A 20,400-nucleotide genomic window follows, 5' to 3' on the forward strand; every position below is an offset into this window, starting at 1 on the left:
CTCGCCTCCAACCTGCCAACTTTCGGGAGTCCTGTACATGACATCGATGACGCTGCGCGCATTCAAACTGACCGGCCTCGCCCTGCTGGTCGGCGCCTTCGGGCAGGCCTGGGCCGAGGACATCACGTTCGTTTCGCAGGGCGGTGCCTACCAGGAGGCACAGAGCAAGGCCATCCTGGAGCCGGCGGCCAAGAAGCTGGGCCTGACCCTCAAGCAGGACAGCTCGCCCAAGGCCTACCCGATCATCAAGACCCAGGTGGAAAGCGGCAAGGTCAGTTGGGACGTGGTCGACCTTCCCACCGGCGATTGCCTGCGCGGTGAGGCCGAAGGCCTGTTCGAAAAGCTCGACCCCGCGCTGGTGCCGAACGCAGCGCAGCTGCCGGCAGCGCTGAAAGACGACTACACCGTCGGCTACATCAGCTACTCCACCGTGCTGGCCTACCGCACCGACGCCTTCAAGGGCGAGAACGTACCCAAGACCTGGGCGGATTTCTGGAACACGAAGAAATTCCCCGGGCAGCGCTCACTGCGCAACCTGCCGCGCCCCACCCTCGAGATCGCCCTGATGGCCGACGGCGTGGCGCCCGACAAGTTGTACCCGCTGGACGTGGAGCGGGCCTTCAAGAAGCTCGAGGAAATCAAGCCGCACATTGCTACCTGGTGGACGTCCGGCGGGCAGTCGGCGCAGCTGATCAGTGACGGTGAAGTGGACATGATCCAGGCCTGGAACGGCCGCATCACGGCGGTGCAGGCCGACGGTGCGCCGGTGGCCTTCGATTACAACCAGGGCGTGCTGGAAACCAACTCGCTGTGCGTGCTCAAGGGCACGGCGCACAAAACGGCAGCGATGAAGTTCGTCAACGAGGCCATCGATGCCAAGCTGCAGGCAGCGCTGCCGATGATCATCGACTACGGCCCGCTGAACCCGGAAGCCTTCAAGACCGGCACGATTCCCGCCGAGCGCGGGGCCAAGCTGCCGTCCTCGCCCGAAAACATCTCGCGCCAGGCGCTGCTGTCGGCCAAGTGGTGGGCTTCCCAGGACGGGGTGAAGGCAGAAGAGCGCTGGCTGGCCTTTGTGCAGAAAAAGTAGGGGTGCCGGGGCGGGCCTCTTCGCGGGCAGAGCCCCGCTCCCACAGAGGTATGCCTGAAGCCTGCTCCTGTAATGGAGCACTTGAGCGCTGCCGTGTGAGAACGGGTCTCTGCCCGCGAAGGGGCCGACGCAGTTGCTGCTGTCGCCCACCCTCAATACGAAACAAACCACTTGCGCGCAGGCTGTTTAAGCCCGCTTCGTTCTTTGGCTTGTCGGTACATTTAACCCTGAGGGTCACCCTGACCGACCGACAACAAGCTGCTTGCGCTGGTCCACCGGCGCTCGGCCGTGAGGAATCGTTCCATGTCCAACGCCTATCTCGCCAAATCCATGCCTGACGCCCACAGCGAGCCGCCTGCAGGCAATGCCGATGCCCTGGCGCGCGAGGAGCGTCGGGAGAACACTTCGATGTTGCTGCTGCTCGCCCCGGCGCTGTTTATGGTGGTGGTGCTGCTGATCCTGCCGATGTGCTGGCTGGCGTTCCAGTCGGTGCAGACCGAAGACGGCTTTTCGCTGGCCAACTACGCGCGCATCTTCGAAGAACGCATCTACTGGGACACCTTCTACCTGACGTTCAAGATCAGCCTGATCGTGACCCTGCTGTCCATCGTCATGGGCTTCCCGATTGCCTACGCCGCCTCGCGCCTGCAGGGTTTCTGGGCCAACCTGATTCTGATCTGCGTGATCCTGCCATTCTGGACCAGCGTGCTGGTGCGCTCCTACGCCTGGCTGGTGTTGCTGCAACGGCGCGGGGTGGTCAATCAGACGCTGCTGGACATGGGCATTATCGACCAGCCGCTGAACATGATGCACAACACCACCGGCACGGTGATCGGTACCCTGCACGTGATGCTGCCGTTCATGGTGCTGCCGCTGTATTCAGTAATGAAGAAGATTCCCCAGGACCTGATGCAGGCCTCCGAAAGCCTGGGTGCCAAACCCTTCTACACCTTTCGCCGGGTGTTCCTGCCGATGGCGGCGCCGGGTGTGATGGCCGGTTCCATCCTGGTTTTCGTGATCTGCCTGGGCTTCTTCATCACCCCTGAACTACTGGGCGGCGGCCGTACCATCCTGGTGTCGATGCTGGTGCAGCGCAACGTCGAGCTCTATCACGCCTGGGGCGCCGCCAGTGCGGTGGGCCTGGTGCTGCTGTTCGTGGTGTTCCTGATCTTCTGGGGCATCAACCGCTTCATCCCCATCGAACGCATCCTGGGAGCACGCTGATGAATACGCTTGCCTACCTGCGCCAGCTACGCCTGTCGCATGTGCTGTTCACCGTGCTGGTCGCGGCGATTCTGCTGTACCTGATCATCCCGGTGCTGATCGTGGTGCCGATGTCGTTCTCCGAGGCGCGCTTCCTGCAGTTCCCGCCCAAGGAGTGGTCGCTGCGTTGGTATGAAGCCTTTTTCCACAGCGCCGAATGGATGTCGGCGGCGCGGGTCAGCCTGATCACTGCCGTAGTGACCACTGCGGTCAGCCTGCCCATCGGCATGGCTGCGGCCTACGCCATCAACAACTCGAGCCTGAAAGTCATCCGTACCCTGCAGATCGTGCTGCTGCTGCCCATGATGGTGCCGATCATCCTGATCGCGGCGGGGGTGTTCTTCGTCTACGCGCGGGTGGGGCTGATCAGCTCGCTGACCGGCCTGGTACTTGCGCACATCATGCTGGCCCTGCCCTACGTGATCATTGCCCTGCTCGCCGGGCTGCGCAATTTCGACATGTCGCAGGAGATGGTTGCGCGCAGCCTGGGCATGAACCGCTTTCGCGCGTTCATGGCGGTGACCTTGCCGCAGATCAAGCCCAGCGTGGTCTCGGCAACCCTGTTCGCGTTCATCACTTCGCTGGATGAAACGGTAGTAGCGCTGTTCATTTCCGGGGGTGACAACCAGACCCTGACCAAGCGGATGTTCACCGCACTGCGCGACGAAATCGACCCGACGATTGCGGCGATCAGTTCGATCCTGATTCTGGCGTCGCTGATTCTGGTGGTGGTGGCTGGGCGGAACAAGCAGGGGTAACACCCCCCAGCACAGCCTGCCGCCACCCCACCGCAATTCAGCATCCACGCCGCGCCGCGCGGCCCATCTCGGCATCGCCCGCTGCGTGGACATTTCTACACTAGGCCATCGTTCGGACTGCAAAGGCACCCTGATCATGTTGAAGCACTCACTGCGTGACCCTTCCCTGCTCGTCGAGCGCGCCTACGCCAATGGCCAGTGGATCAGCGCCGATGACGGCGCCACCCTTGCCGTGACCAACCCCGCCGATGGCAGCGTGATCGCCAACGTACCGGCCTTGCAGGCGGCCGAAACCCGGCGCGCCATTGCCGCCGCCGAAGCCTGTTTCGTTACCTGGCGCGAAGTGCCTGCGGCCGAGCGCGCCAAGCTGCTGGAGAAGTGGTACCAACTGATCATGGACAACCAGGAAGACCTGGCTTTGATCATGACCGCCGAACAGGGTAAACCCTTGGGCGAGTCGCGCGGCGAAATCGCCTACGGCGCGAGCTTCGTCAAATGGTTCGCCGAGGAAGCGCGGCGCATCTATGGCGACACCATCCCCTCGCCTGCTGCCGACCGCCGCATCCTGGTACTCAAGCAGCCGATCGGCGTGGTCGCGGCGATCACGCCGTGGAATTTCCCCAACGCCATGATCACCCGCAAGTGCGCACCGGCCCTGGCCGCCGGTTGCCCAGTGCTGGTCAAGCCGTCGGAGATGACCCCGCTGTCGGCCCTGGCCCTGGCGGTGTTGGCCGAACGCGCAGGCATTCCGGCCGGGGTGTTCAACGTGCTCACCGGCCTGCCGGCAGGCGTGGGCGGCGAGATGACCAGCAACCCGGCCGTGCGCAAACTGTCGTTCACCGGTTCCACCCGCGTCGGCCAGCTGTTGATGAGCCAGTGCGCCACGACCATCAAGCGCCTGAGCCTGGAGCTGGGCGGCAACGCGCCGTTCATCGTGTTCGACGACGCCGACCTGGACCTGGCCATTACCGGGGTCATGCAGAGCAAATTCCGCAACGCCGGGCAGACCTGCGTGTGTGCCAACCGCATTCTGGTGCAGGACGGCATCTATCAACGTTTCGCCGAACGCCTGAAGGCGGCGGTGGCCGAGCTGAAAGTCGGCGACGGTCTGGCCGAGGGTGTGACCATCGGCCCGTTGATCAACGCCGCAGCAGTGGACAAGGTGGCCCGCCACATCAGCGATGCCGTGGAGAAAGGCGCTACCGTCGCCATCGGTGGGTTGCCGCAAAACGATGGCCTGTACGTGCAGCCCACGGTGTTGCTGGACGCCAACGCCGACATGCTGCTGGCCAGCGAGGAGACCTTCGGCCCGGTGGCGCCGCTGTTCCGTTTCCATACCGAGGACGAGGCGCTGGCCCTGGCCAATGCCACGCCCTATGGCCTGGGGGCCTATTACTTTACCCAGGACATGCGCCGCGCCTGGCGCGTGGGCGAGCGCCTGGAGTTCGGCATGGTCGGCCTGAACACCGGGATCATTTCCATGGAAGTGGCGCCCTTCGGCGGCATGAAGCAATCGGGCACCGGCCGCGAGGGGTCCAAGTATGGCCTGGATGAATTCCTTGAAGTGAAGGCCTGGCACATCGGTGGGTTGGGTTGATCTGTGTCGGGCATCGGCATCGCATGACGGCCCTGACGCGGCTCGCGCCGCTGCTACAGAAGATCGCATTCCCTTGTCGATCGCATTCTCCTGTAGCAGCGGCGCGAGCCGCGTCGGCGGGCAGCGCGGATTGTCAGGTAACCCATGACCACCTATTCAGCATTTTCTGGAGCACCACAGATGAATTTCACTGAAGGTTTCGAATCGGTCAGCGTCAACCAGGTCAGCAAGCACTACGGCAGCCTCAAGGCGCTGGACAACGTCAACCTCAAGGTCGAAGCCGGCGAGTTCATGTCGCTGCTGGGCCCTTCGGGTTCGGGCAAGACCACCCTGCTGAGCATTCTGGGTGGCTTCATTCGGGTGAGCTCCGGCAACATCCTGTTCGGCGAGCGCAACGTCACCCTGATGCCGCCGCACAAGCGCGAAATCGGCGTGGTGTTCCAGAATTACGCGCTGTTTCCGCACATGACCGTGGGCGAGAACGTGGCCTTCCCATTGCGTGCCCGCGGCGAAAGCGCGGGCAAGAGCCGGGAGCGGGTCAAACAGGCCCTGGCCACGGTGGAACTCAGTGGCTACGAAGAGCGCTCGATTGCCGCGCTTTCCGGCGGCCAGCGCCAGCGCGTGGCACTGGCCCGGGCCATCGTTTTCGAACCCAAGCTGATCTTGATGGACGAGCCGCTGTCGGCGCTGGACAAGCAGCTGCGCGAGACCATGCAGATCGAGCTGCGCGCCCTGCACAAGCGCCTGGGCGCGACCATGATCTACGTCACCCACGACCAGCGTGAAGCGCTGACCATGAGCGACCGCATCGCCATCATGCGCGGCGGGCAACTGGTCCAGGTCGACACGCCGCGCCGCCTGCACGACCACCCTTCGGACGACTTCGTCGCCAGCTTCATCGGCGAAAGCACCCTGGTGCCGCTGCAACGCAGCGCGAACAACGGTTTGACCCTGGGCACCACGGCCCTGCGCACCACGCGCCCGGTGCCCGCTACGGGCGATGTATTCCTGGCACTGCAAGCGGAAAAGCTGTTGCTTGACAGCGCCAGCGCCGGGCCTGAATGGAACCGTCTGAGCGGGCGCGTCGCCGATATCGTCTTTCAGGGCGAAAGCTTGAAGGTCTTCGTCGATCTGGACGGTGGGCCCACGGTGAGCCTGCGCCAGCCCAGCCACCACGAAGGCAACCTGAGCCTGCCGCCGATCGGCTCGCCGATGCTGATGCGCCTGCATCCGGAAGACACCATCGTGGTACCACGCGCCGGGGTTTGAGGCGGTCAGTGCAGGCCCCTTCGCAGGCAGAAGGCCCGCCGCCCGCGAAGAGGCCAGCACTGACACCCCACCACCCAAACAACCGAATCTACCGCCCCACCCGCAAAAAAAACGCAAACACTCCAGCGCGACCCGCAACTTCGGTGCTTGTGATTTGCGCCACTCCTTATCCTGATCACATCACCCGCCACGCTCGGCGCACACGGAGATCGAGATGAATTCTGCACTGACCGAAAATCAACGCCTGCTTGCCCTGCGCGAACAACACGTGCCCCGTGGCATCGCCACCGCCCACCCGGTCGTCGCCGCGCGCGCCCAGGGCGCCGAGTTGTGGGACGTGGACAACAAGCGCTATCTGGATTTCGTCGGTGGCATCGGCGTGCTCAACGTTGGCCATAATCACCCGGCCGTGGTTGAGGCGGTGCGTCAGCAGGTGGGCAAGGTGTCCCATGTCAGCTTCCAGGTGGCGGCCTACGAGACTTACATCGACGTGGCGGCGCGGCTCAATGCCCTGATCGGCGGGGAAGAGCATTACAAAACGGTGCTGTTCACTTCCGGCGCCGAAGCGGTGGAAAACGCGATCAAGATCGCCCGCAGCCATACCAACCGGCCAGCGGTGATTTCGTTTCGCGGGGGCTTCCATGGACGCACCCTGTTGGGTGTGACCTTGACCGGCATGAGCCAGCCCTACAAACAGAATTTCGGCCCGTTCCCGGCGGAGATCTATCACGCCAGCTACCCCAACGCCTATCGCGGCATCAGCAGCGACGACGCCCTGGCGCAGTTGCACGAGCTGTTCGCCAGTGACGTGGCGCCGGATCGGGTGGCGGCGATCCTGATCGAGCCGGTGCAGGGCGACGGCGGTTTCCTGGCCGCACCGGTCGAGTTTCTCCAGGCGCTGCGCGCGCTGTGCACGCAGCATGGCATCGTGTTGATCGCCGATGAAATCCAGGCCGGATTCGGCCGTACCGGGAAAATGTTCGGTTTCCAGCATGCGGGTATCCAGCCGGATCTGGTCACGGTGGCCAAGTCTCTGGCCGGTGGCATGCCACTGTCGGGCGTGGTGGGCCGGGCCGAGATCATGGATGCGCCGACGCCCGGTGGGTTGGGCGGCACCTACGGTGGCAACGCCGTGGCCTGTGCGGCGGCACTGGCGGTGCTGGACCTATTCGAGCACGAAGACCTGCTGGCGCAGGGCGAGCAGCGCGCGCTGCAGTTGCGCGAGGGCTTGCTGGGGCTGCAGCAACGCTATCCGCGCATCGGCGATGTGCGGGGCCTGGGCTTCATGCTGGCCATCGAGATGGTCAAGGACGACGCCGCGCACAGCGCCGATGCCGATCTCGCCCAGCGCGTCATCGACGAAGCGCGCCAGGCGGGGTTGCTGGTGATCAAGTGTGGGTTGTATCGCAACGTGGTGCGCTTCCTCGCGCCGCTGGTGACCAGCGCCGAACAGGTGGCAGAAGCCTTGCAGATGCTCGACAAGGCATTGGCAAAAGCCGGGGCCTGACTGTGGGAGCAGGGCGGGCGGCGCGCTCTTCGCGGCCACGGACCGCTCCTACAGGGATCAGGGCCACACGTAGGAGCGGTCACCGGCCGCGAAGAATGCGCCGCGGTACACCTGGCACACTGCCGCGCGCTGTTCGCGGCCACGGACCGCTCCTAAAGGGATCAGGGCCACACGTAGGAGCGGTCATCGGCCGCGAAGAATGCGCCGCGGTACACCTGGCACACTGCGGCGCGCTCTTCGCGGCCACGGACCGCTCCTACGGTGGAAAAGCTGTAGGAGTCTGCAGGGAAGCCATTCATACCGTCGCTCAGGAGCAATGCATGAGAGTCACACAGTACAAGGCCCTGGGGTTCTCCTATGCCACCTTGGTCGACCGTGAACGGGGCATTCTCGAAGGTCTGCGACCCTTGTCGGTGCAGAGCGAAATGCCCGGCAGCGACGCGCAACTGCTGACGGCCTACCGGGCGATCGCCCAGGAGCTTGGCCAGGCAGGCGGCAACCCCAGTGCCAGCGCGTTCCACGGCCAGCTGTACCAGCGTATGGCGCACCGATTGCATGTGATTCCCGGCTGGGATGAAAGTGTTGCCTTCGGTAGCTCGTCGGCCCATTGGCCGATCTTCGAAGACGCCCCCGGCGCCCTGCAGTACCTGAGCAAGTTCTACCGGTTGATACTGATCGCCCCACCCCACGGCATCGATGTCGGCGCCCTGACCCAACGCTTGCCTGTGGCATTCGATGCGGTCATCGAGCCTTGCAACGATGACTGGCACAGCAGCCTCGCCATCGAGCTGCAGCGCCTGGGCCTGGAGCGCTCGCAGTTGCTGCCGGTGCGCAGTACCGAAACGGATGACCCCTGGAACCTGCGTGTGGATTTTCCGGTGTGTACCCTGCACCGTGACCACCGCCAGCCATGGAATCTTTCGCCCCAGGCTCTGGACGGCAAGCGCTGTGAATACGCCAGCCTTGCGGACCTCGCCCATGCCCATCAAACGGCATTGCACGCCTGAGGCCCACGTTCATGCTTTGACTTGACGAGGTCCACCCCATGGATGCTGCAACGAAACTGGATCGCATCGACATCAATATCCTGGTGCAGTTGCAGAAGGATGGGCGCATGACCAACGTCAGCCTCGCCGAAGCCGTTGGCCTGTCACCCAGCCCCTGCCTGCAACGGGTCAAACGCCTGGAGTCGGCGGGCTACATCAGTGGTTATGAAGCGCACGTCAATCTGGCCAAGTTCGCCAGCTCCGTCACGGTGTTCACCGAGGTAACCCTGTCGGACCACAAACGTGCCGATTTCGTGAAGTTCGAATCGAGCATCCGCAACATCGACGAGGTGCTCGAATGCCATTTGATCAGCGGCGGGTATGACTACCTGGTGCGGTTCCTGTGCAGCAGCATCCAGCACTACCAGGAGCTGATGGAGTCGATCCTCGACAAGAACATCGGTATCGACAAGTATTTCAGCTACATCGTCATCAAGAGCCCGGTGCTCAAGAGCGCTGTGCCGTTGCGCAGCCTGGTGCGCGCGGTTTGATTCACGCACCGCGGTGACCCCGGACGCGGCTTGCGCCGCTGCTACAGGGCCGGTGTACACATCCGCCCACCCCACATCCCACGCCGCGTCCGGCCGTTACGCGGTCTCAACTCAATATGCAAAACACCTTGCGCACCGTCTGCTCGCTCGCCCAGGCGTTGGTCGCCCCCGCCGGCACCACCACGACCTCGCCTGCGCTTACCGTGCAGGCGTCGCCCTGCTCGGGCGTCAAGGTCACTGCGCCTTCCAGAATGAACATCAGCTCGCTGTAGCCTGGCTGCACCTGCTTGCGTGCATAGGGCTCGCACTGCCACAGACCGATGCGCAAGTTGGCCGCGCTGAACAGCGTTTCGCTCCAGGCTTTCGGAGCCGGAGTCAGCAGCACCGTCGCCGACGGCGGCTCGCTGGGCGGCAGTGACTGAGCGAAGTCGATCTTCAGCGGCGTGCGAGGCATGTCATTGCTCGGCGGCAAGCCGGGGAAAGCCATGAACAGGCGACGCAGCTGCCCGCGATGCTGCCAGCGCACCGCCACACCACGAGGCACCACGAAACAATCCCCAGCCTTCAGGCGCAGGTCGAAACCCTCGCCCTGCAGAGTCAGCTCGCCGGCCTCCACGATCCCCAGTTCGACCCAGGGAAAATCGTCGATCGACAAATTGGCGCCAACGCTGGTCGAGGCGCCCACCGCGTAGCCCGTTTGGGGGTCATGGAAATGCACGGTCCGGCCGGCCGCCAGGGGGTCGTCCTGCAAAGCGAAGGCGGCGACGGGTAGACGGCGTTCGAGGGGGGGCTGTGAATAATGCAGGATCGGGGGCATAGGTCTCGTCTTGGCAATGAAGAAGTTCGCGGCTCAGCGGCCGATGGCGTCCAGCAGTTGTTGCCAACCTGCGGCCAAGCGTACACCCGGCGCACGAAAGGCATGCAGGGGAATGGGGTTGAACGTATCGCCCGCCAGCAGGCCCAGTTGCACCGGCTCGCCCGCAGTCATGGCCGCCAGTTGCTTGCCCATGTAGGTGGACATCGCCACACCACCGCCGTTGTAGCCGATGGCATAGAAGCTGCGCGCGTCCAGTTGACCCGCGTGGGGCAGGTAATCGAGGGTCATGGCCACCAGCCCAGACCAGCGAAACGCCACGGGTTGGTCGCGCAGGACCGGAAACACCTCGCCCATGCTGCGTTGCAGGGTGGCGAAGGCGCTGTCCGAATCGTCCTTGCCGAACGCCCCGCGGCCGCCGAAGATCAGCCGGTCGCCGACCACACGGAACCAGCGCAGCATGCGTTTGGTGTCGCCACAGACCTGACCGCCGGGCATGAGTTTGGCCAGTACATCGGCAGGCAGTGGCGCGGTGGCGATGATGGCGCTGCGAAAGGGAATCAGCCGCCGGTGCAGAGTATCGGTCGCGGCGCTCTGGTCGGAATAGCCGTTGGTGGCATACACCACCTGTTTGGCAGTGACCCGACCCTGAGGCGTTTGCACGATGACCCGGTCGCCTTCCCGGCGGACCTGCAACGCCGGGCTGTTGATGAACATCTTCACGCTGCGCTCGTTCAGGCTGTGAGCCATGCCCCGGGCATAGTTGAGCGGATGGATACCGCCTGCCTTCGGCGTCAGCAGGCCGCCATGAAAAAGGGTCGAGCCGGTCATTTCCCGCACCTGGCCCGCGTCGATCATGCGCGACGACTCGCCGCCGGTTTCGCGCTTGATCCAGTCAGCGGTAGTGCGCAGCCCGGTCAGGGCAAGCTCGTTGTGGGCCGCAGCAATGTGCCCACCCATGTGCAACTGCGCGCCCTCGATGCACAGGCTGTCGATCATTTCCACCAGGCTGTCCACGGCGGCATAACCGGTGCGGTACATGTGCAGAGCGGTGTCGCGATCGAAGCGCTGCATCAGGGCAGGAAAGCCGACGCGAAACTTGGGTGACACCACGCCGCCGTTACGGCCACTGGCGCCCCAGGCCAAGGTATTGGCTTCCAGAATCAACGGCTCGCGGCCGCTCAGGGCAATGTGGTGAGCCGCAGACAGCCCGGTGTAGCCAGCACCGACGATCACCACGTCGCACTGCCGCTCGCCCTGCAATGCTTGCAGTGCCGGGGCGGGTCGGGCGGTGGCCGCCCATAAACTCTTCGCAGTCATAGCCGGTTTCCACCAGAAGGCGGCGCTCGGAGCAAGCGCCGCTGTTGTCAGCCCAGTTCCTGTTCGACTGCGTCGGCCAGTTGCGCCAGCGAAGTGAAATGGTAGTGCGGCTTGGTGTGCTCGGATTCCAGGGTGCCGCCGCTGCCTTTCTGCGCATGGCGGCGTTCGATCCAGCAAGTCTGGTAGCCCAGGCGCATGGCTACGCCAATGTCGTGGTACTGGCTCTGCGCAACGTGGAGAATCTCTTCGAAGACGATACCCTGCGTGGCCAGCACCCCACGGGTGTAGGCGAAGAACTGCGGATCGGGCTTCTCGAAGCGCACGTCATCGACCGTCACGCGCACATCGAAGGGCTCGTCGAGGGTCTTGGCCATGTGCTTCAAGGCCCAGATCTGCGAGTTGGTGGTGGCCACCAGCTTGAAGTGCTTGTGCAGACGCTTGAGCGCCTCGACCGAGTCGGGGAAGGCCGGGAAGTTTTCCACCGCCAGGGCCAGGCCGCGGGCGTATTCGTCGCTGTCGGGCAAGCCGAGCTGCCGGGCGATCAAGTGATAGCAGCGCTCCAGGTCATCCGGCCACCAGCCCGAATCGGGCATCGCGCGGGCATCGCGGTAGGCCTTGAGGATGTCGTCGTCGCTGCACGCCTTGCCCGCTTCGCCAGCCACTTCGCGCACATGGTTGAGAATGCCGGCCTCGAAATCGATCAGGGTGCCGACGACATCGAACGTCAGGGCTTTGAACTGCTTGAATGACATAGGGCGCTCCGCATGATGAACCAGGGGAAGGTGCAAGGTGTGGTTCAATTATCAGCCGGGTGAATCGCCATATGTTCTGTTTTGTCCTTACCTCAGGGCATAACCTACCGTTTTTCCCGCGATGGCGGCATACCTGTGTTCATGACGCCTCCGCGATCTTCCGAGCCAGGCCTAACTGTGGGTAAAGCGCGTCGACGCGCACGATGTCGGCCTGCATTTCTTCGATGATCCACTGACGCACGCTTTCCACGATAGGGCGGCTCGGACGGTTGGCCGGCGTCACCAGGCAACAGTGCCGGGCACTGACCGTGACCTCGTCGCCCACCGGCAGCAATTGCCCGTTGGCCAGGCAGTGCGAGACCACGTTGAGCCAGCCCAGGGCCATGCCCTGGCCAAGCAGGGCGGCCTGCACCACCACCGCATAATCGGAGAACACCAGGGCATTGTCTGCGCGTCCACCCTGGTCGAAAGGCGCCGCCCAGGTACGGTCCTGGTTGTCCATGTGGATCAGCGCGGGCATTGCATTCTTGCCCTTGCCGCTCGGCACGCCGGCGCGGTATTGCGGGCTGCACACAGGCAGGGTGATCTCCGGCAGAACCAGGCTGTCTGCGGCTTTGACGCTGCCGGCGTCGAGGTAGCGCATGCCCAGGTCGACATCCATCAACGGCCCGCCGATGCGCCCGGACATCAGTTGATAACGCATGTCCACCGCAGGAAAGCGCTCGCTGAAACGGCTCATGCGCGGCATCAGCCAGTGCGTGGTGAACGCGGTGGACACCGACAGGGTGATGGTTTCCATGCCGGTGGCGCGAGCCGAGATTTCGCCGATGGCCGACTCGATGGTGTCGAAACCTTCCTGGACCCGCCGGTAAAGAAGGGTCCCGCTTTCGGTGAGCCGCGCACCGCCGCGAACGCGTTCGAACAGCTGCACCCCGAGGTGTTCTTCCAGGCGCGAGAGCATGCGACTCACGGCGGGCTGGCTGACGCAGAGTTCGTCGGCCGCACGGGTAAAACTGCCGCAACGGGCAGCTGCCTCGAAAACGAACAAGGAGCCGGAGCTGGGCAGTTTTCTGCGAAGATTGGACATGACCTGAGTTTATGCCTGGGAAAACTATTAGTAAATTGCCCCGACAGGAAAACCGTTCCTATTCTGACGGCGCGTAACCCTTTTTCCCTGCGGCGCTGGCGGCAAAGCCGGACGCGGCTTGCGCCGCTGCTACAAGGGATTGCGGAGTGCCTGTAGCAGCGGCGCGAGCCGCGTCGGCGGCATATGCGGTGTACCTGATCGACCGCAGCGAACCCGGACGCGGCTTGCGCCGCTGCTACAAGGGATTGCGCGGTGCCTGTAGCAGCGGCGCGAGCCGCGTCGGCGGTATACGCGGTACGCCTGACCGACCGCGGCGAACCCGGACGCGGCTTGCGCCGCTGCTACGGGTACTTGGGCGCATCGGCCTTTTTAATCACTGGTGGAGAGCGACTTTTGGACAACGCGTTGAAGTTCTATATAGACGGTCAATGGGTCGAGCCTTCAGGCGTGCGCCGATTGGCCGTGATCAACCCGGCGAGCGAACAGGCCTTTGCCGAAATCGCCTTGGGTGAGCAGGCCGACGTCGATGCGGCCGTCGCGGCGGCGCGGCGTGCCTTTGCCGATTTCGCGTTTACCACTCCGGCCGAACGCAAGGCGCTGCTCGAGCGAATTCTCGAGTCCTTCATGGCCCGCTACGACGACATCGCCGCTGCCATCATGCAGGAAGTCGGCGCGCCCAAAGCCCTGGCCCACGACTGGCAGGCCGGTATCGGCAAGCGTCACCTGGAGCAGATGCTGCGCACCCTGGACAGCTTCGAGTTCCGCACCCGGCGCGGCACCACGCTGATCAATCAGGAGCCGGTCGGCGTGGTGGCGTTGATCACGCCTTGGAACTGGCCGATCAACCAGATCGCCTGCAAGGTGGCACCGGCACTGGCCGCCGGGTGCACGCTGGTGCTCAAGCCGAGCGAAATCGCGCCGATCAACGCCATCATTTTTGCCGAAGTGCTGCACAGCGCCGGAGTACCGGCGGGCGTGTTCAATCTGATCAATGGCGACGGGCCTGGCGTTGGCGCAGCGTTGGCCAGCCACCCCGACGTGGACATGGTGTCGTTCACCGGCTCCACCAGAGCCGGCGTGGAAGTGGCGCGGCTGGCCGCACCGACGGTCAAGCGGGTGCACCAGGAACTGGGCGGCAAGTCGGCCAATATCCTGCTCGACGATGTAGACCTGCACGCAGCGGTGACCGCAGGGGTCAACGGGTGTTTCGGCAACAGTGGCCAGTCCTGCAACGCGCCCACACGGATGCTGGTACCCGCCGCGCTGCACGACCAGGCAGTGGCGATCGCTCGCGCGGCGGCATCGGCCCATCGAGTCGGCGCGCCCGACGACCCGTCCACGACCCTGGGCCCGGTGATCAGTGACCGGCAATACCAGGCGATCCAGCGGATGATCGCCATCGGCATCGAGGAAGGCGCGCAGTTGGTGTGTGGCGGTCTGGGCCGGCCGGCCGGGCTGGACCTCGGGTATTACGTGCAGCCAACGATCTTCGCCGGGGTGGATGCACAGATGACGATTGCCCGCGAAGAGATCTTCGGCCCGGTGCTGGTGATCCAGCCCTATACCGATGAGCAGGACGCGGTACGCATGGCCAACGACAGTGTGTTCGGCCTGGCGGCGTACGTGCAGTCGGCCAGCCTTGCACGGGCACGCCAGGTGGCCCTGCAGATGCGCGCCGGCAGCGTCTACATCAACTATCCCAGCTGGGACGCAGCGGCGCCGTTCGGTGGCTACAAGCAATCGGGCAATGGCCGCGAATATGCCGAATGGGGGTTGGAAGCGTTTCTCGAGGTGAAAGGCATCGTTGGCTGGGATACCTGACACACCGCAGCGCGCCCTTCGCGGCCAAGGACCGCTCCTACCGTTGACCGGCCACCCGTGGGAGCGGTCATCGGCCGCGAACCAGGCGCCGCGGTCTGCCTGAAACACCTCAGCCCACCCTTCGCGGCCAAGGACCGCTCCTACCGTTGACCGGCCACCCGTGGGAGCGGTCATCGGCCGCGAACCAGGCGCCGCGGTCTGCCTGGAGGAACGCGGTCTCACCCCGCCTTGATCAGATCGGCGATGCGCTCGGCCATCATGATGGTCGGCACATTGGTGTTGGCGCATGGAATCGACGGCATCAACGACGCATCGCACACCCGCAATCCCGTTACCCCGATCACCCGCCCGTCACTCGAGGTCACTGCCTGGGGATCCTCCGCGCGGCCCATGCGGCATGTGCCTGACGGATGCCAGGTGCCGCCCACATTGGCGCGCACGAACGCCGTCAGTGCCTTGTCGTCGGCCAGCAATTTCTCCAGGGTCACACCTTGGGTCACCAGGCCTCGCACCAACAGCCCGCGCAAGGGACCGGCGACGTCCAGCAGCACGCTCAACAGCCCACGCTGCAGGGCATTGAAACGGCCAGGCATCGCTACCTTGGCCACCCGCGGCGAGTAGCTGGATGGAAACACCACACTGCGCAGAGCCCCCAGCCCCGGTGCCGACAGCGTCTCGGCACCCATGCGCAGGGCCTGCTTCAACCGCTGCAGGTCGCGGGCTTCGGACAGCATCGAGAAACTGACCTCGGGCTCCTGCAACGGATCCAGCGACGTCACCTGCACCCGCCCTCGCGAGTAGGACTTGTTGACCCAGAAAAACATCGTGCCCAGCCGGTAGCCCACCGAGTGCCAGCCGGAACGCGACAGGATCGCACCGTGCATGTCACCCGGCATCGTGCCCGGCAACCCGGACGAAAAGCGCACAATGGCCTGTTCGTGATGCTCGTCGACGTGGGGCGTCCGTCCCTGCGCCGTCAGCAGCGCCGACACGGCAATCGACGGATGCTCCATGAGATTGCCGCCCACGCCCGGCCGGTCGACCACCAACGGCACGCCCAGATCCAGCAGTTGGTCCAGCGGCCCAACCCCACTGCGGATCAACAGCGCAGGGCTGTGGATCGCCCCGGCGCAGACAATCACCTCCCCGGCAAACACGTCCTCGGCCACGCCGGCCTGGTCCAGCAAACGCGCGCCCACCGCCTGGGTGCCGCGGAACAGCACGCGGTCCACCACACATTCGGTGCGCAGGGTCAGGTTGGGGCGGGCACGCACCTCGTCGGTGAGATAGCACACCGACACCGGGATCCGTTCACCCTGCTCGCTGACACCGATGGCACCCACGTAGACGCCATCCAGCCACTCACCATTCTGGTCCGGGCGGGTGGGCAGGCCACGAGTCGCCAATATCCCCATCACCGCTTTCACGAAGGGCGATAGAAAAGCCGGTGCAGTACGCCGGATCCGTACCGGTCCGTCGCTGCCGTGCAGCGGCCCGCTGAAATCGCAGTCGGTTTCCAGTTTGCGAAAGTACGGCAGGCAGTTTTCCCAACTCCAGCCTTCGGCGCCGAGCCGTCCCCACTCATCGTAGTCATCCGGCGCCCCGCGGTTGGTCATCAGCGCATTGATCGCCGATCCGCCGCCGAGCAGGCGCGCCTGTTCATAGCGACGACTGCCCTGAGCGGCCATGCGAGCGGTCAGGCGCTGCCAGATATTGCGCCCGTCCAGATAGGCGCGGCCGGGGTAGCGACTGGCAATGGCCGCGGGCATCTTGCCTGGCGCAATGTCACGCCCGGCCTCCACCAGGCACACGCGCTTGCTGGGGTCTTCGGACAGCCGCGCGGCCAGCACACACCCCGCGCTGCCGCCGCCGAGAATCAGATAGTCGATCACGCTTGCGGCCGCCTTACTGGACGAATTTCAACCAGCGGTCCTTGGCGGCAATACCGTCGGCCGACGACCACCATTCTTCGGACATCAGCGCCTGCTTGGCGGCGTTCTCCGGCGAGCTTGGGAGTTCCTTGCCCCGTTCGGCACTGAGCTTGCCAGTGGCGAACGCGGCGGGGTTGCCAGGGCCGTAATCGATGTACTTGGGCAGATCGGCCTGCAGATCGGGCGACACTGCGGTGTCGACGAACCTGACCGCCTGGGCCAGGTTCGGCGCGTTCTTGAGGATGCACAGCTGAGTGTTCTGCAGGATGCCGTCGTTGTAGGTGAAGTCGACATCGGCGTTGTCTTTCTTCACTGCACCCACGCGACCATTCCAGATCATCAGCATGTCCACTTCGCCGTCGTTGAGCAGCTGCGCCGATTGCCCGCCCGAACTCCACCACACGGCAATGTCCGGCTTGATCTGGGCCAGGCGCTTGTAAGCGCGGTCGACGTCCAGCGGGTAGAGTTTGTCGCGCGGCACGCCATCGGAAATCAGCGCCGCTTCCAGGGTACCCATGGGGTCGTTGCGCAATGCGCGGGTGCCGGGGAAGTCCTTGACGTTCCAGAAGTCGGCCCAGCTTTGCGGGACCTTCTTCAGGCTCTTGGTGTTGTAGCCCAGGACCGAGGAATAGAACTCGTAGGCCACCGAGTAAGGCGTGCGATAGGCCTCGGGCATGCCCTTGACGTTGGGCATTTTCGCCAGGTCCAGCGGTTCGATCAGGCCTTCGCGGCCGCCACGGATACAGTTCGAAGGCGGGGTGTCGATCACATCCCACACCGGCTTGCCGGTTTCACCCTGGGCTTTGACCATGGGCCAGGCGTCCGGAACGCTGTCCTGCTTGATGGTGATGCCAAGCAACTTGGCGGCGGGGTCGAGGATGGCCTTGGTCTGCGCCTCCTGATACACGCCACCTTGGGAAACGAAGGTAATCTGCTCGGCCTGGGCGCTGGTGGAACACGCCATGGCCACGTACAACAGGGATAGGACAGAACCGAAAGACAAGGTTTTCATGGCAAATCATCCTGGGGGTAGATTAATTCGGCAGCGACAAAAACCTCGACGGGTAGCCCATGTTTGCACCGGTTCTGTATTTTTGTTTGACCGAGCGGGACCGCTGGAAGGTACAAGAGGCGAAGCCTGCGCGACAATGCACCATTAGTCAGTACCACCATGATTTCAGGTTATCTATACCCACCCCGGCACGCCTACCCTGTAGCAGCGGCGCGAGCCGCGTCACCAACGCCGCGGTGCATCTGCCCCACCGCGTCGAGGCCGGACGCGGCTCGCGCCGCTGCTACAGGTCACCGACCGCAAACGGCAATCGTTGGCCCAGCGCATCGCGCAGGTGATTCACGAATGCGGTGATGCGCTGGGGCGTATGGTGCCGTTGCTGGTACATCGCAAACACGTCGGCCTGCGGCGCCTGATGATCGGTCAGCAGTGCCTGCAGCCGGCCACTCTGCAAATGGGCCTGCACGTCCCAGCGCGACCTCAAAATCAAACCGTGGCCGTCCAGTGCCCACCCCAGCGCCACCTCGCCATCATTGCTCGACAGCGTCCCGGTCACCTTGTGCGCGTAGTCCTGGCCATCCTTGCGAAAGCGCCAGATGGCGTAATCACTACCGAACTGACGCAGCACGATGCAGTTGTGGGCGGCCAGATCGGCCACCCGGATGGGCGCAGGCATGTCTTCAAGGTATCTCGGTGATGCGCACAGCACGCGCGGATTTTCCAGCAGGCGCACGGCGATGAGCCGCGAATCGGGCGGCTCGCCCATGAACACGCCGAGGTCGAACTGATCATCGAGCAGGCTCATGGGCTGGCTGCTCAGCTCCAGGGATACTTCCAGTTCGGGATGCAGGCGCGCGAACGCCGAGACCACCTGAGCCAGATGCCGTCGGCCGAAGCCCAGGGTGGCGTTGATCCGCAGTCGCCCGTGCAGGGTCGGTTGACGCGTGCCCAGTGCGCTTTCCAGTTCATCGAGCTGACGCAGGATCGGCCGCCCGCCTTCCAGATACAGCACACCTTCGGGCGTCAGCGACAAGCGTCGCGTGGTGCGTTGCAGCAACTGCACGCCCAGGCGCTGTTCCAGTTGGCTCAGCCGTTTGCTCACCGCTGGCAGCGACAGGCCAAGATGGCGCGCCACCTCGGTCAGGCTGGCGCGGGTGGCCACCTGCTGAAAGAAGCTCAGGTCATCGATCATGCTCATGGATTGTTTACCTGAATCTAAGAATGGCTTAACCAACAGGCCAATTATTAATCCCCACACCTTGATTACACTGAGTCGGCAAGTTCATCAACCCGTGGAGTAGCACCATGAGCAAGTCCAATTACAAGATCGCAGTGATCCCCGGTGACGGCATCGGCAAGGAAGTCATGCCCGAAGGGGTTCGCGTGCTCGACGCCGTGGCGGCCCGCCACGACCTGAACTTGCAGTGGGACTGGTTCGACTTCGCCAGCGCCGATTACTACCTGGCTCACGGCAAGATGATGCCGGACGACTGGTTCGAAACGCTCAAGGGCTACGACGCGATCTACTTCGGCGCCGTGGGCTGGCCCGACGTGGTGCCCGACCATGTGTCGCTGTGGGATTCGCTGTTGCAGTTCCGCCGCGAGTTCGACCAGTACGTCAACCTGCGCCCTTGCCGGCTGATGCCGGGGGTGAAGGCGCCGCTGGCCAACCGCAAGCCTGGCGACATCGACTTCTGGGTCGTGCGCGAGAACACCGAAGGCGAATATTCCAGTGTGGGCGGCAAGATGTTTCCCGGCACCGACCGCGAGATCGTCCTGCAGGAAACGGTGATGACCCGTGTCGGCGTGGATCGCATTCTCAAGTTTGCCTACGAGCTGGCGCAGAGCCGTCCCAAGAAGCACCTGACGTCGGCCACCAAGTCCAACGGCATTGCCATCACCATGCCGTACTGGGACGAGCGCGTGGTCGAGATGGGCAAGAAGTACCCGGAAGTGAACGTCGACAAGTACCACATCGACATTCTCACGGCCAACTTCGTGCTGCATCCGGACTGGTTCGACGTGGTGGTGGCGAGCAACCTGTTCGGCGACATCCTCTCCGACCTTGGCCCGGCCTGTACTGGCACCATCGGCATCGCGCCGTCGGCCAACATCAACCCGGAACGCAACTTCCCCAGCCTGTTCGAACCGGTACACGGCTCGGCGCCGGACATCGCCGGCAAGGGCGTGGCCAATCCCATCGGGCAGATCTGGTGTGGGGCCATGATGCTCGAACACCTTGGCCATCCGGAGGCTGGCGCGGCGGTACTCGCGGCCATCGAAAAAGTCCTGGCCATGGGCCCTGAACAGGCGCCGCTGACTGCCGACATCGGCGGCACCGGCACCACCCGTGCCCTGGGCGAAGCCATCGCCGCCGCCTGTTGAGATAACCCCGTAGGAGCGGTCATCGGCCGCGAACCAGACGCCGCGGTGTACCTGACACACCGCACCGCGCCCTTCGCGGCCACGGACCGCTCCTACAGGGATCGAGCAGCCCGTAGGAGCGGTCATCGGCCGCGAACCAGGCGCCGCGCTACCCCTGACACACCGCACCGCCCCTTTCGCGGGCAGAGCCCCGCTCCCACACAGCACCGCTGCTACGGTCAACTTGTTCTGTTTCACCCGCTCGATTCGGGGGAATG

The 20,400-nt window shown here is 64.2% G+C and carries 18 protein-coding genes; 10 read left to right on the plus strand and 8 right to left on the minus strand.

Going from position 1 to position 20,400, the window contains the following annotated elements; all coding sequences use genetic code 11:
• Positions 1–37 precede the first annotated feature (37 nt).
• From IFT57_RS25945 to gabT, 6 genes are all read left to right on the plus strand, one after another.
• Positions 38–1,090, plus strand: coding sequence for an ABC transporter substrate-binding protein (locus IFT57_RS25945; RefSeq protein WP_192153134.1), 1,053 nt, complete (start codon positions 38–40; stop codon positions 1,088–1,090).
• Between the two features lie 303 nt (positions 1,091–1,393).
• Positions 1,394–2,314, plus strand: coding sequence for an ABC transporter permease (locus IFT57_RS25950; RefSeq protein ID WP_122795856.1), 921 nt, complete (start codon positions 1,394–1,396; stop codon positions 2,312–2,314).
• Entirely contained in the window at positions 2,314–3,111 is a 798-nt protein-coding gene (locus IFT57_RS25955) for an ABC transporter permease (RefSeq protein ID WP_122480602.1), read from the plus strand. Before IFT57_RS25950 ends, IFT57_RS25955 begins: the two co-directional genes overlap by 1 nt.
• Before the next feature lie 136 nt (positions 3,112–3,247).
• On the plus strand, positions 3,248–4,708 hold the full coding sequence (locus IFT57_RS25960; RefSeq protein ID WP_192153135.1) for an NAD-dependent succinate-semialdehyde dehydrogenase: 1,461 nt from the start codon (positions 3,248–3,250) through the stop codon (positions 4,706–4,708).
• 180 nt (positions 4,709–4,888) lie between these two features.
• A complete protein-coding gene (locus tag IFT57_RS25965; protein ID WP_122480604.1) occupies positions 4,889–5,977 on the plus strand; it encodes an ABC transporter ATP-binding protein in 1,089 nt (362 codons plus the stop codon).
• A gap of 214 nt (positions 5,978–6,191) precedes the next feature.
• Positions 6,192–7,484 (plus strand): 4-aminobutyrate--2-oxoglutarate transaminase, encoded by a 1,293-nt coding sequence (gabT, locus tag IFT57_RS25970; RefSeq protein WP_122714429.1) that lies wholly within the window; start codon positions 6,192–6,194, stop codon positions 7,482–7,484.
• Between the two features lie 161 nt (positions 7,485–7,645).
• Here the strand turns inward: gabT and IFT57_RS25975 are convergent, their stop codons facing one another.
• The gene (locus tag IFT57_RS25975; protein ID WP_192153136.1) at positions 7,646–7,783 is read right to left on the minus strand and encodes a hypothetical protein; all 138 of its coding nucleotides are present in this window, start codon (positions 7,781–7,783) and stop codon (positions 7,646–7,648) included.
• A 21-nt stretch (positions 7,784–7,804) separates the two neighbouring features.
• Here IFT57_RS25975 and IFT57_RS25980 point away from each other — a divergent pair, with 21 nt between their 5' ends.
• On the plus strand, positions 7,805–8,491 hold the full coding sequence (locus IFT57_RS25980) for a haloacid dehalogenase (protein ID WP_122795854.1): 687 nt from the start codon (positions 7,805–7,807) through the stop codon (positions 8,489–8,491).
• 38 nt (positions 8,492–8,529) lie between these two features.
• Complete coding sequence (locus IFT57_RS25985) at positions 8,530–9,021, plus strand: Lrp/AsnC family transcriptional regulator (RefSeq protein ID WP_043191751.1); 492 nt, start codon at positions 8,530–8,532, stop codon at positions 9,019–9,021.
• 106 nt (positions 9,022–9,127) lie between these two features.
• Here the strand turns inward: IFT57_RS25985 and IFT57_RS25990 are convergent, their stop codons facing one another.
• The 4 genes from IFT57_RS25990 to IFT57_RS26005 all read right to left on the minus strand — a co-directional run bounded on the left by IFT57_RS25990 (position 9,128) and on the right by IFT57_RS26005 (position 12,994).
• Positions 9,128–9,838, minus strand: coding sequence for a cupin domain-containing protein (locus IFT57_RS25990; RefSeq protein WP_192153137.1), 711 nt, complete (start codon positions 9,836–9,838; stop codon positions 9,128–9,130).
• A gap of 33 nt (positions 9,839–9,871) precedes the next feature.
• Positions 9,872–11,155, minus strand: coding sequence for an NAD(P)/FAD-dependent oxidoreductase (locus IFT57_RS25995; protein WP_192153138.1), 1,284 nt, complete (start codon positions 11,153–11,155; stop codon positions 9,872–9,874).
• Positions 11,156–11,202: 47 nt separating this feature from the next.
• Positions 11,203–11,907 (minus strand): HAD-IA family hydrolase, encoded by a 705-nt coding sequence (locus IFT57_RS26000; RefSeq protein ID WP_122714425.1) that lies wholly within the window; start codon positions 11,905–11,907, stop codon positions 11,203–11,205.
• A 139-nt stretch (positions 11,908–12,046) separates the two neighbouring features.
• Positions 12,047–12,994 (minus strand): LysR family transcriptional regulator, encoded by a 948-nt coding sequence (locus tag IFT57_RS26005; protein ID WP_192153139.1) that lies wholly within the window; start codon positions 12,992–12,994, stop codon positions 12,047–12,049.
• A gap of 393 nt (positions 12,995–13,387) precedes the next feature.
• Here IFT57_RS26005 and IFT57_RS26010 point away from each other — a divergent pair, with 393 nt between their 5' ends.
• The gene (locus IFT57_RS26010) at positions 13,388–14,815 is read left to right on the plus strand and encodes an aldehyde dehydrogenase family protein (RefSeq protein ID WP_192153140.1); all 1,428 of its coding nucleotides are present in this window, start codon (positions 13,388–13,390) and stop codon (positions 14,813–14,815) included.
• Between the two features lie 218 nt (positions 14,816–15,033).
• On the opposite strand, the gene IFT57_RS26015 is transcribed toward IFT57_RS26010, so the two are convergent.
• The 3 genes from IFT57_RS26015 to IFT57_RS26025 all read right to left on the minus strand — a co-directional run bounded on the left by IFT57_RS26015 (position 15,034) and on the right by IFT57_RS26025 (position 18,956).
• Complete coding sequence (locus tag IFT57_RS26015) at positions 15,034–16,707, minus strand: GMC family oxidoreductase N-terminal domain-containing protein (protein WP_192153141.1); 1,674 nt, start codon at positions 16,705–16,707, stop codon at positions 15,034–15,036.
• A gap of 13 nt (positions 16,708–16,720) precedes the next feature.
• Entirely contained in the window at positions 16,721–17,758 is a 1,038-nt protein-coding gene (locus IFT57_RS26020; protein ID WP_192153142.1) for an ABC transporter substrate-binding protein, read from the minus strand.
• Positions 17,759–18,041: 283 nt separating this feature from the next.
• The gene (locus tag IFT57_RS26025) at positions 18,042–18,956 is read right to left on the minus strand and encodes a LysR substrate-binding domain-containing protein (protein ID WP_192153143.1); all 915 of its coding nucleotides are present in this window, start codon (positions 18,954–18,956) and stop codon (positions 18,042–18,044) included.
• 107 nt (positions 18,957–19,063) lie between these two features.
• Between IFT57_RS26025 and IFT57_RS26030 the strand changes: the two genes are divergently transcribed.
• Positions 19,064–20,143, plus strand: a complete 1,080-nt coding sequence (locus IFT57_RS26030) for a tartrate dehydrogenase (RefSeq protein WP_192153144.1) — start codon at positions 19,064–19,066, stop codon at positions 20,141–20,143.
• The last annotated feature ends 257 nt before the right edge of the window (positions 20,144–20,400 follow it).

It is taken from the genome of Pseudomonas sp. CFBP 13719 (assembly GCF_014842095.1).
Taxonomy (GTDB): domain Bacteria; phylum Pseudomonadota; class Gammaproteobacteria; order Pseudomonadales; family Pseudomonadaceae; genus Aquipseudomonas.

Bases quoted from the DNA above. Each gene is read 5' to 3' on its own strand.
- IFT57_RS25945 (WP_192153134.1), top strand. From the start codon at position 38: ATGACATCGATGACGCTGCGCGCATTCAAACTGACCGGCCTCGCCCTG.
- IFT57_RS25950 (WP_122795856.1), top strand. From the start codon at position 1,394: ATGTCCAACGCCTATCTCGCCAAATCCATGCCTGACGCCCACAGCGAG.
- IFT57_RS25955 (WP_122480602.1), top strand. From the start codon at position 2,314: ATGAATACGCTTGCCTACCTGCGCCAGCTACGCCTGTCGCATGTGCTG.
- IFT57_RS25960 (WP_192153135.1), top strand. From the start codon at position 3,248: ATGTTGAAGCACTCACTGCGTGACCCTTCCCTGCTCGTCGAGCGCGCC.
- IFT57_RS25965 (WP_122480604.1), top strand. From the start codon at position 4,889: ATGAATTTCACTGAAGGTTTCGAATCGGTCAGCGTCAACCAGGTCAGC.
- gabT (WP_122714429.1), top strand. From the start codon at position 6,192: ATGAATTCTGCACTGACCGAAAATCAACGCCTGCTTGCCCTGCGCGAA.
- IFT57_RS25975 (WP_192153136.1), bottom strand. From the start codon at position 7,783: ATGAATGGCTTCCCTGCAGACTCCTACAGCTTTTCCACCGTAGGAGCG.
- IFT57_RS25980 (WP_122795854.1), top strand. From the start codon at position 7,805: ATGAGAGTCACACAGTACAAGGCCCTGGGGTTCTCCTATGCCACCTTG.
- IFT57_RS25985 (WP_043191751.1), top strand. From the start codon at position 8,530: ATGGATGCTGCAACGAAACTGGATCGCATCGACATCAATATCCTGGTG.
- IFT57_RS25990 (WP_192153137.1), bottom strand. From the start codon at position 9,838: ATGCCCCCGATCCTGCATTATTCACAGCCCCCCCTCGAACGCCGTCTA.
- IFT57_RS25995 (WP_192153138.1), bottom strand. From the start codon at position 11,155: ATGACTGCGAAGAGTTTATGGGCGGCCACCGCCCGACCCGCCCCGGCA.
- IFT57_RS26000 (WP_122714425.1), bottom strand. From the start codon at position 11,907: ATGTCATTCAAGCAGTTCAAAGCCCTGACGTTCGATGTCGTCGGCACC.
- IFT57_RS26005 (WP_192153139.1), bottom strand. From the start codon at position 12,994: ATGTCCAATCTTCGCAGAAAACTGCCCAGCTCCGGCTCCTTGTTCGTT.
- IFT57_RS26020 (WP_192153142.1), bottom strand. From the start codon at position 17,758: ATGAAAACCTTGTCTTTCGGTTCTGTCCTATCCCTGTTGTACGTGGCC.
- IFT57_RS26025 (WP_192153143.1), bottom strand. From the start codon at position 18,956: ATGAGCATGATCGATGACCTGAGCTTCTTTCAGCAGGTGGCCACCCGC.
- IFT57_RS26030 (WP_192153144.1), top strand. From the start codon at position 19,064: ATGAGCAAGTCCAATTACAAGATCGCAGTGATCCCCGGTGACGGCATC.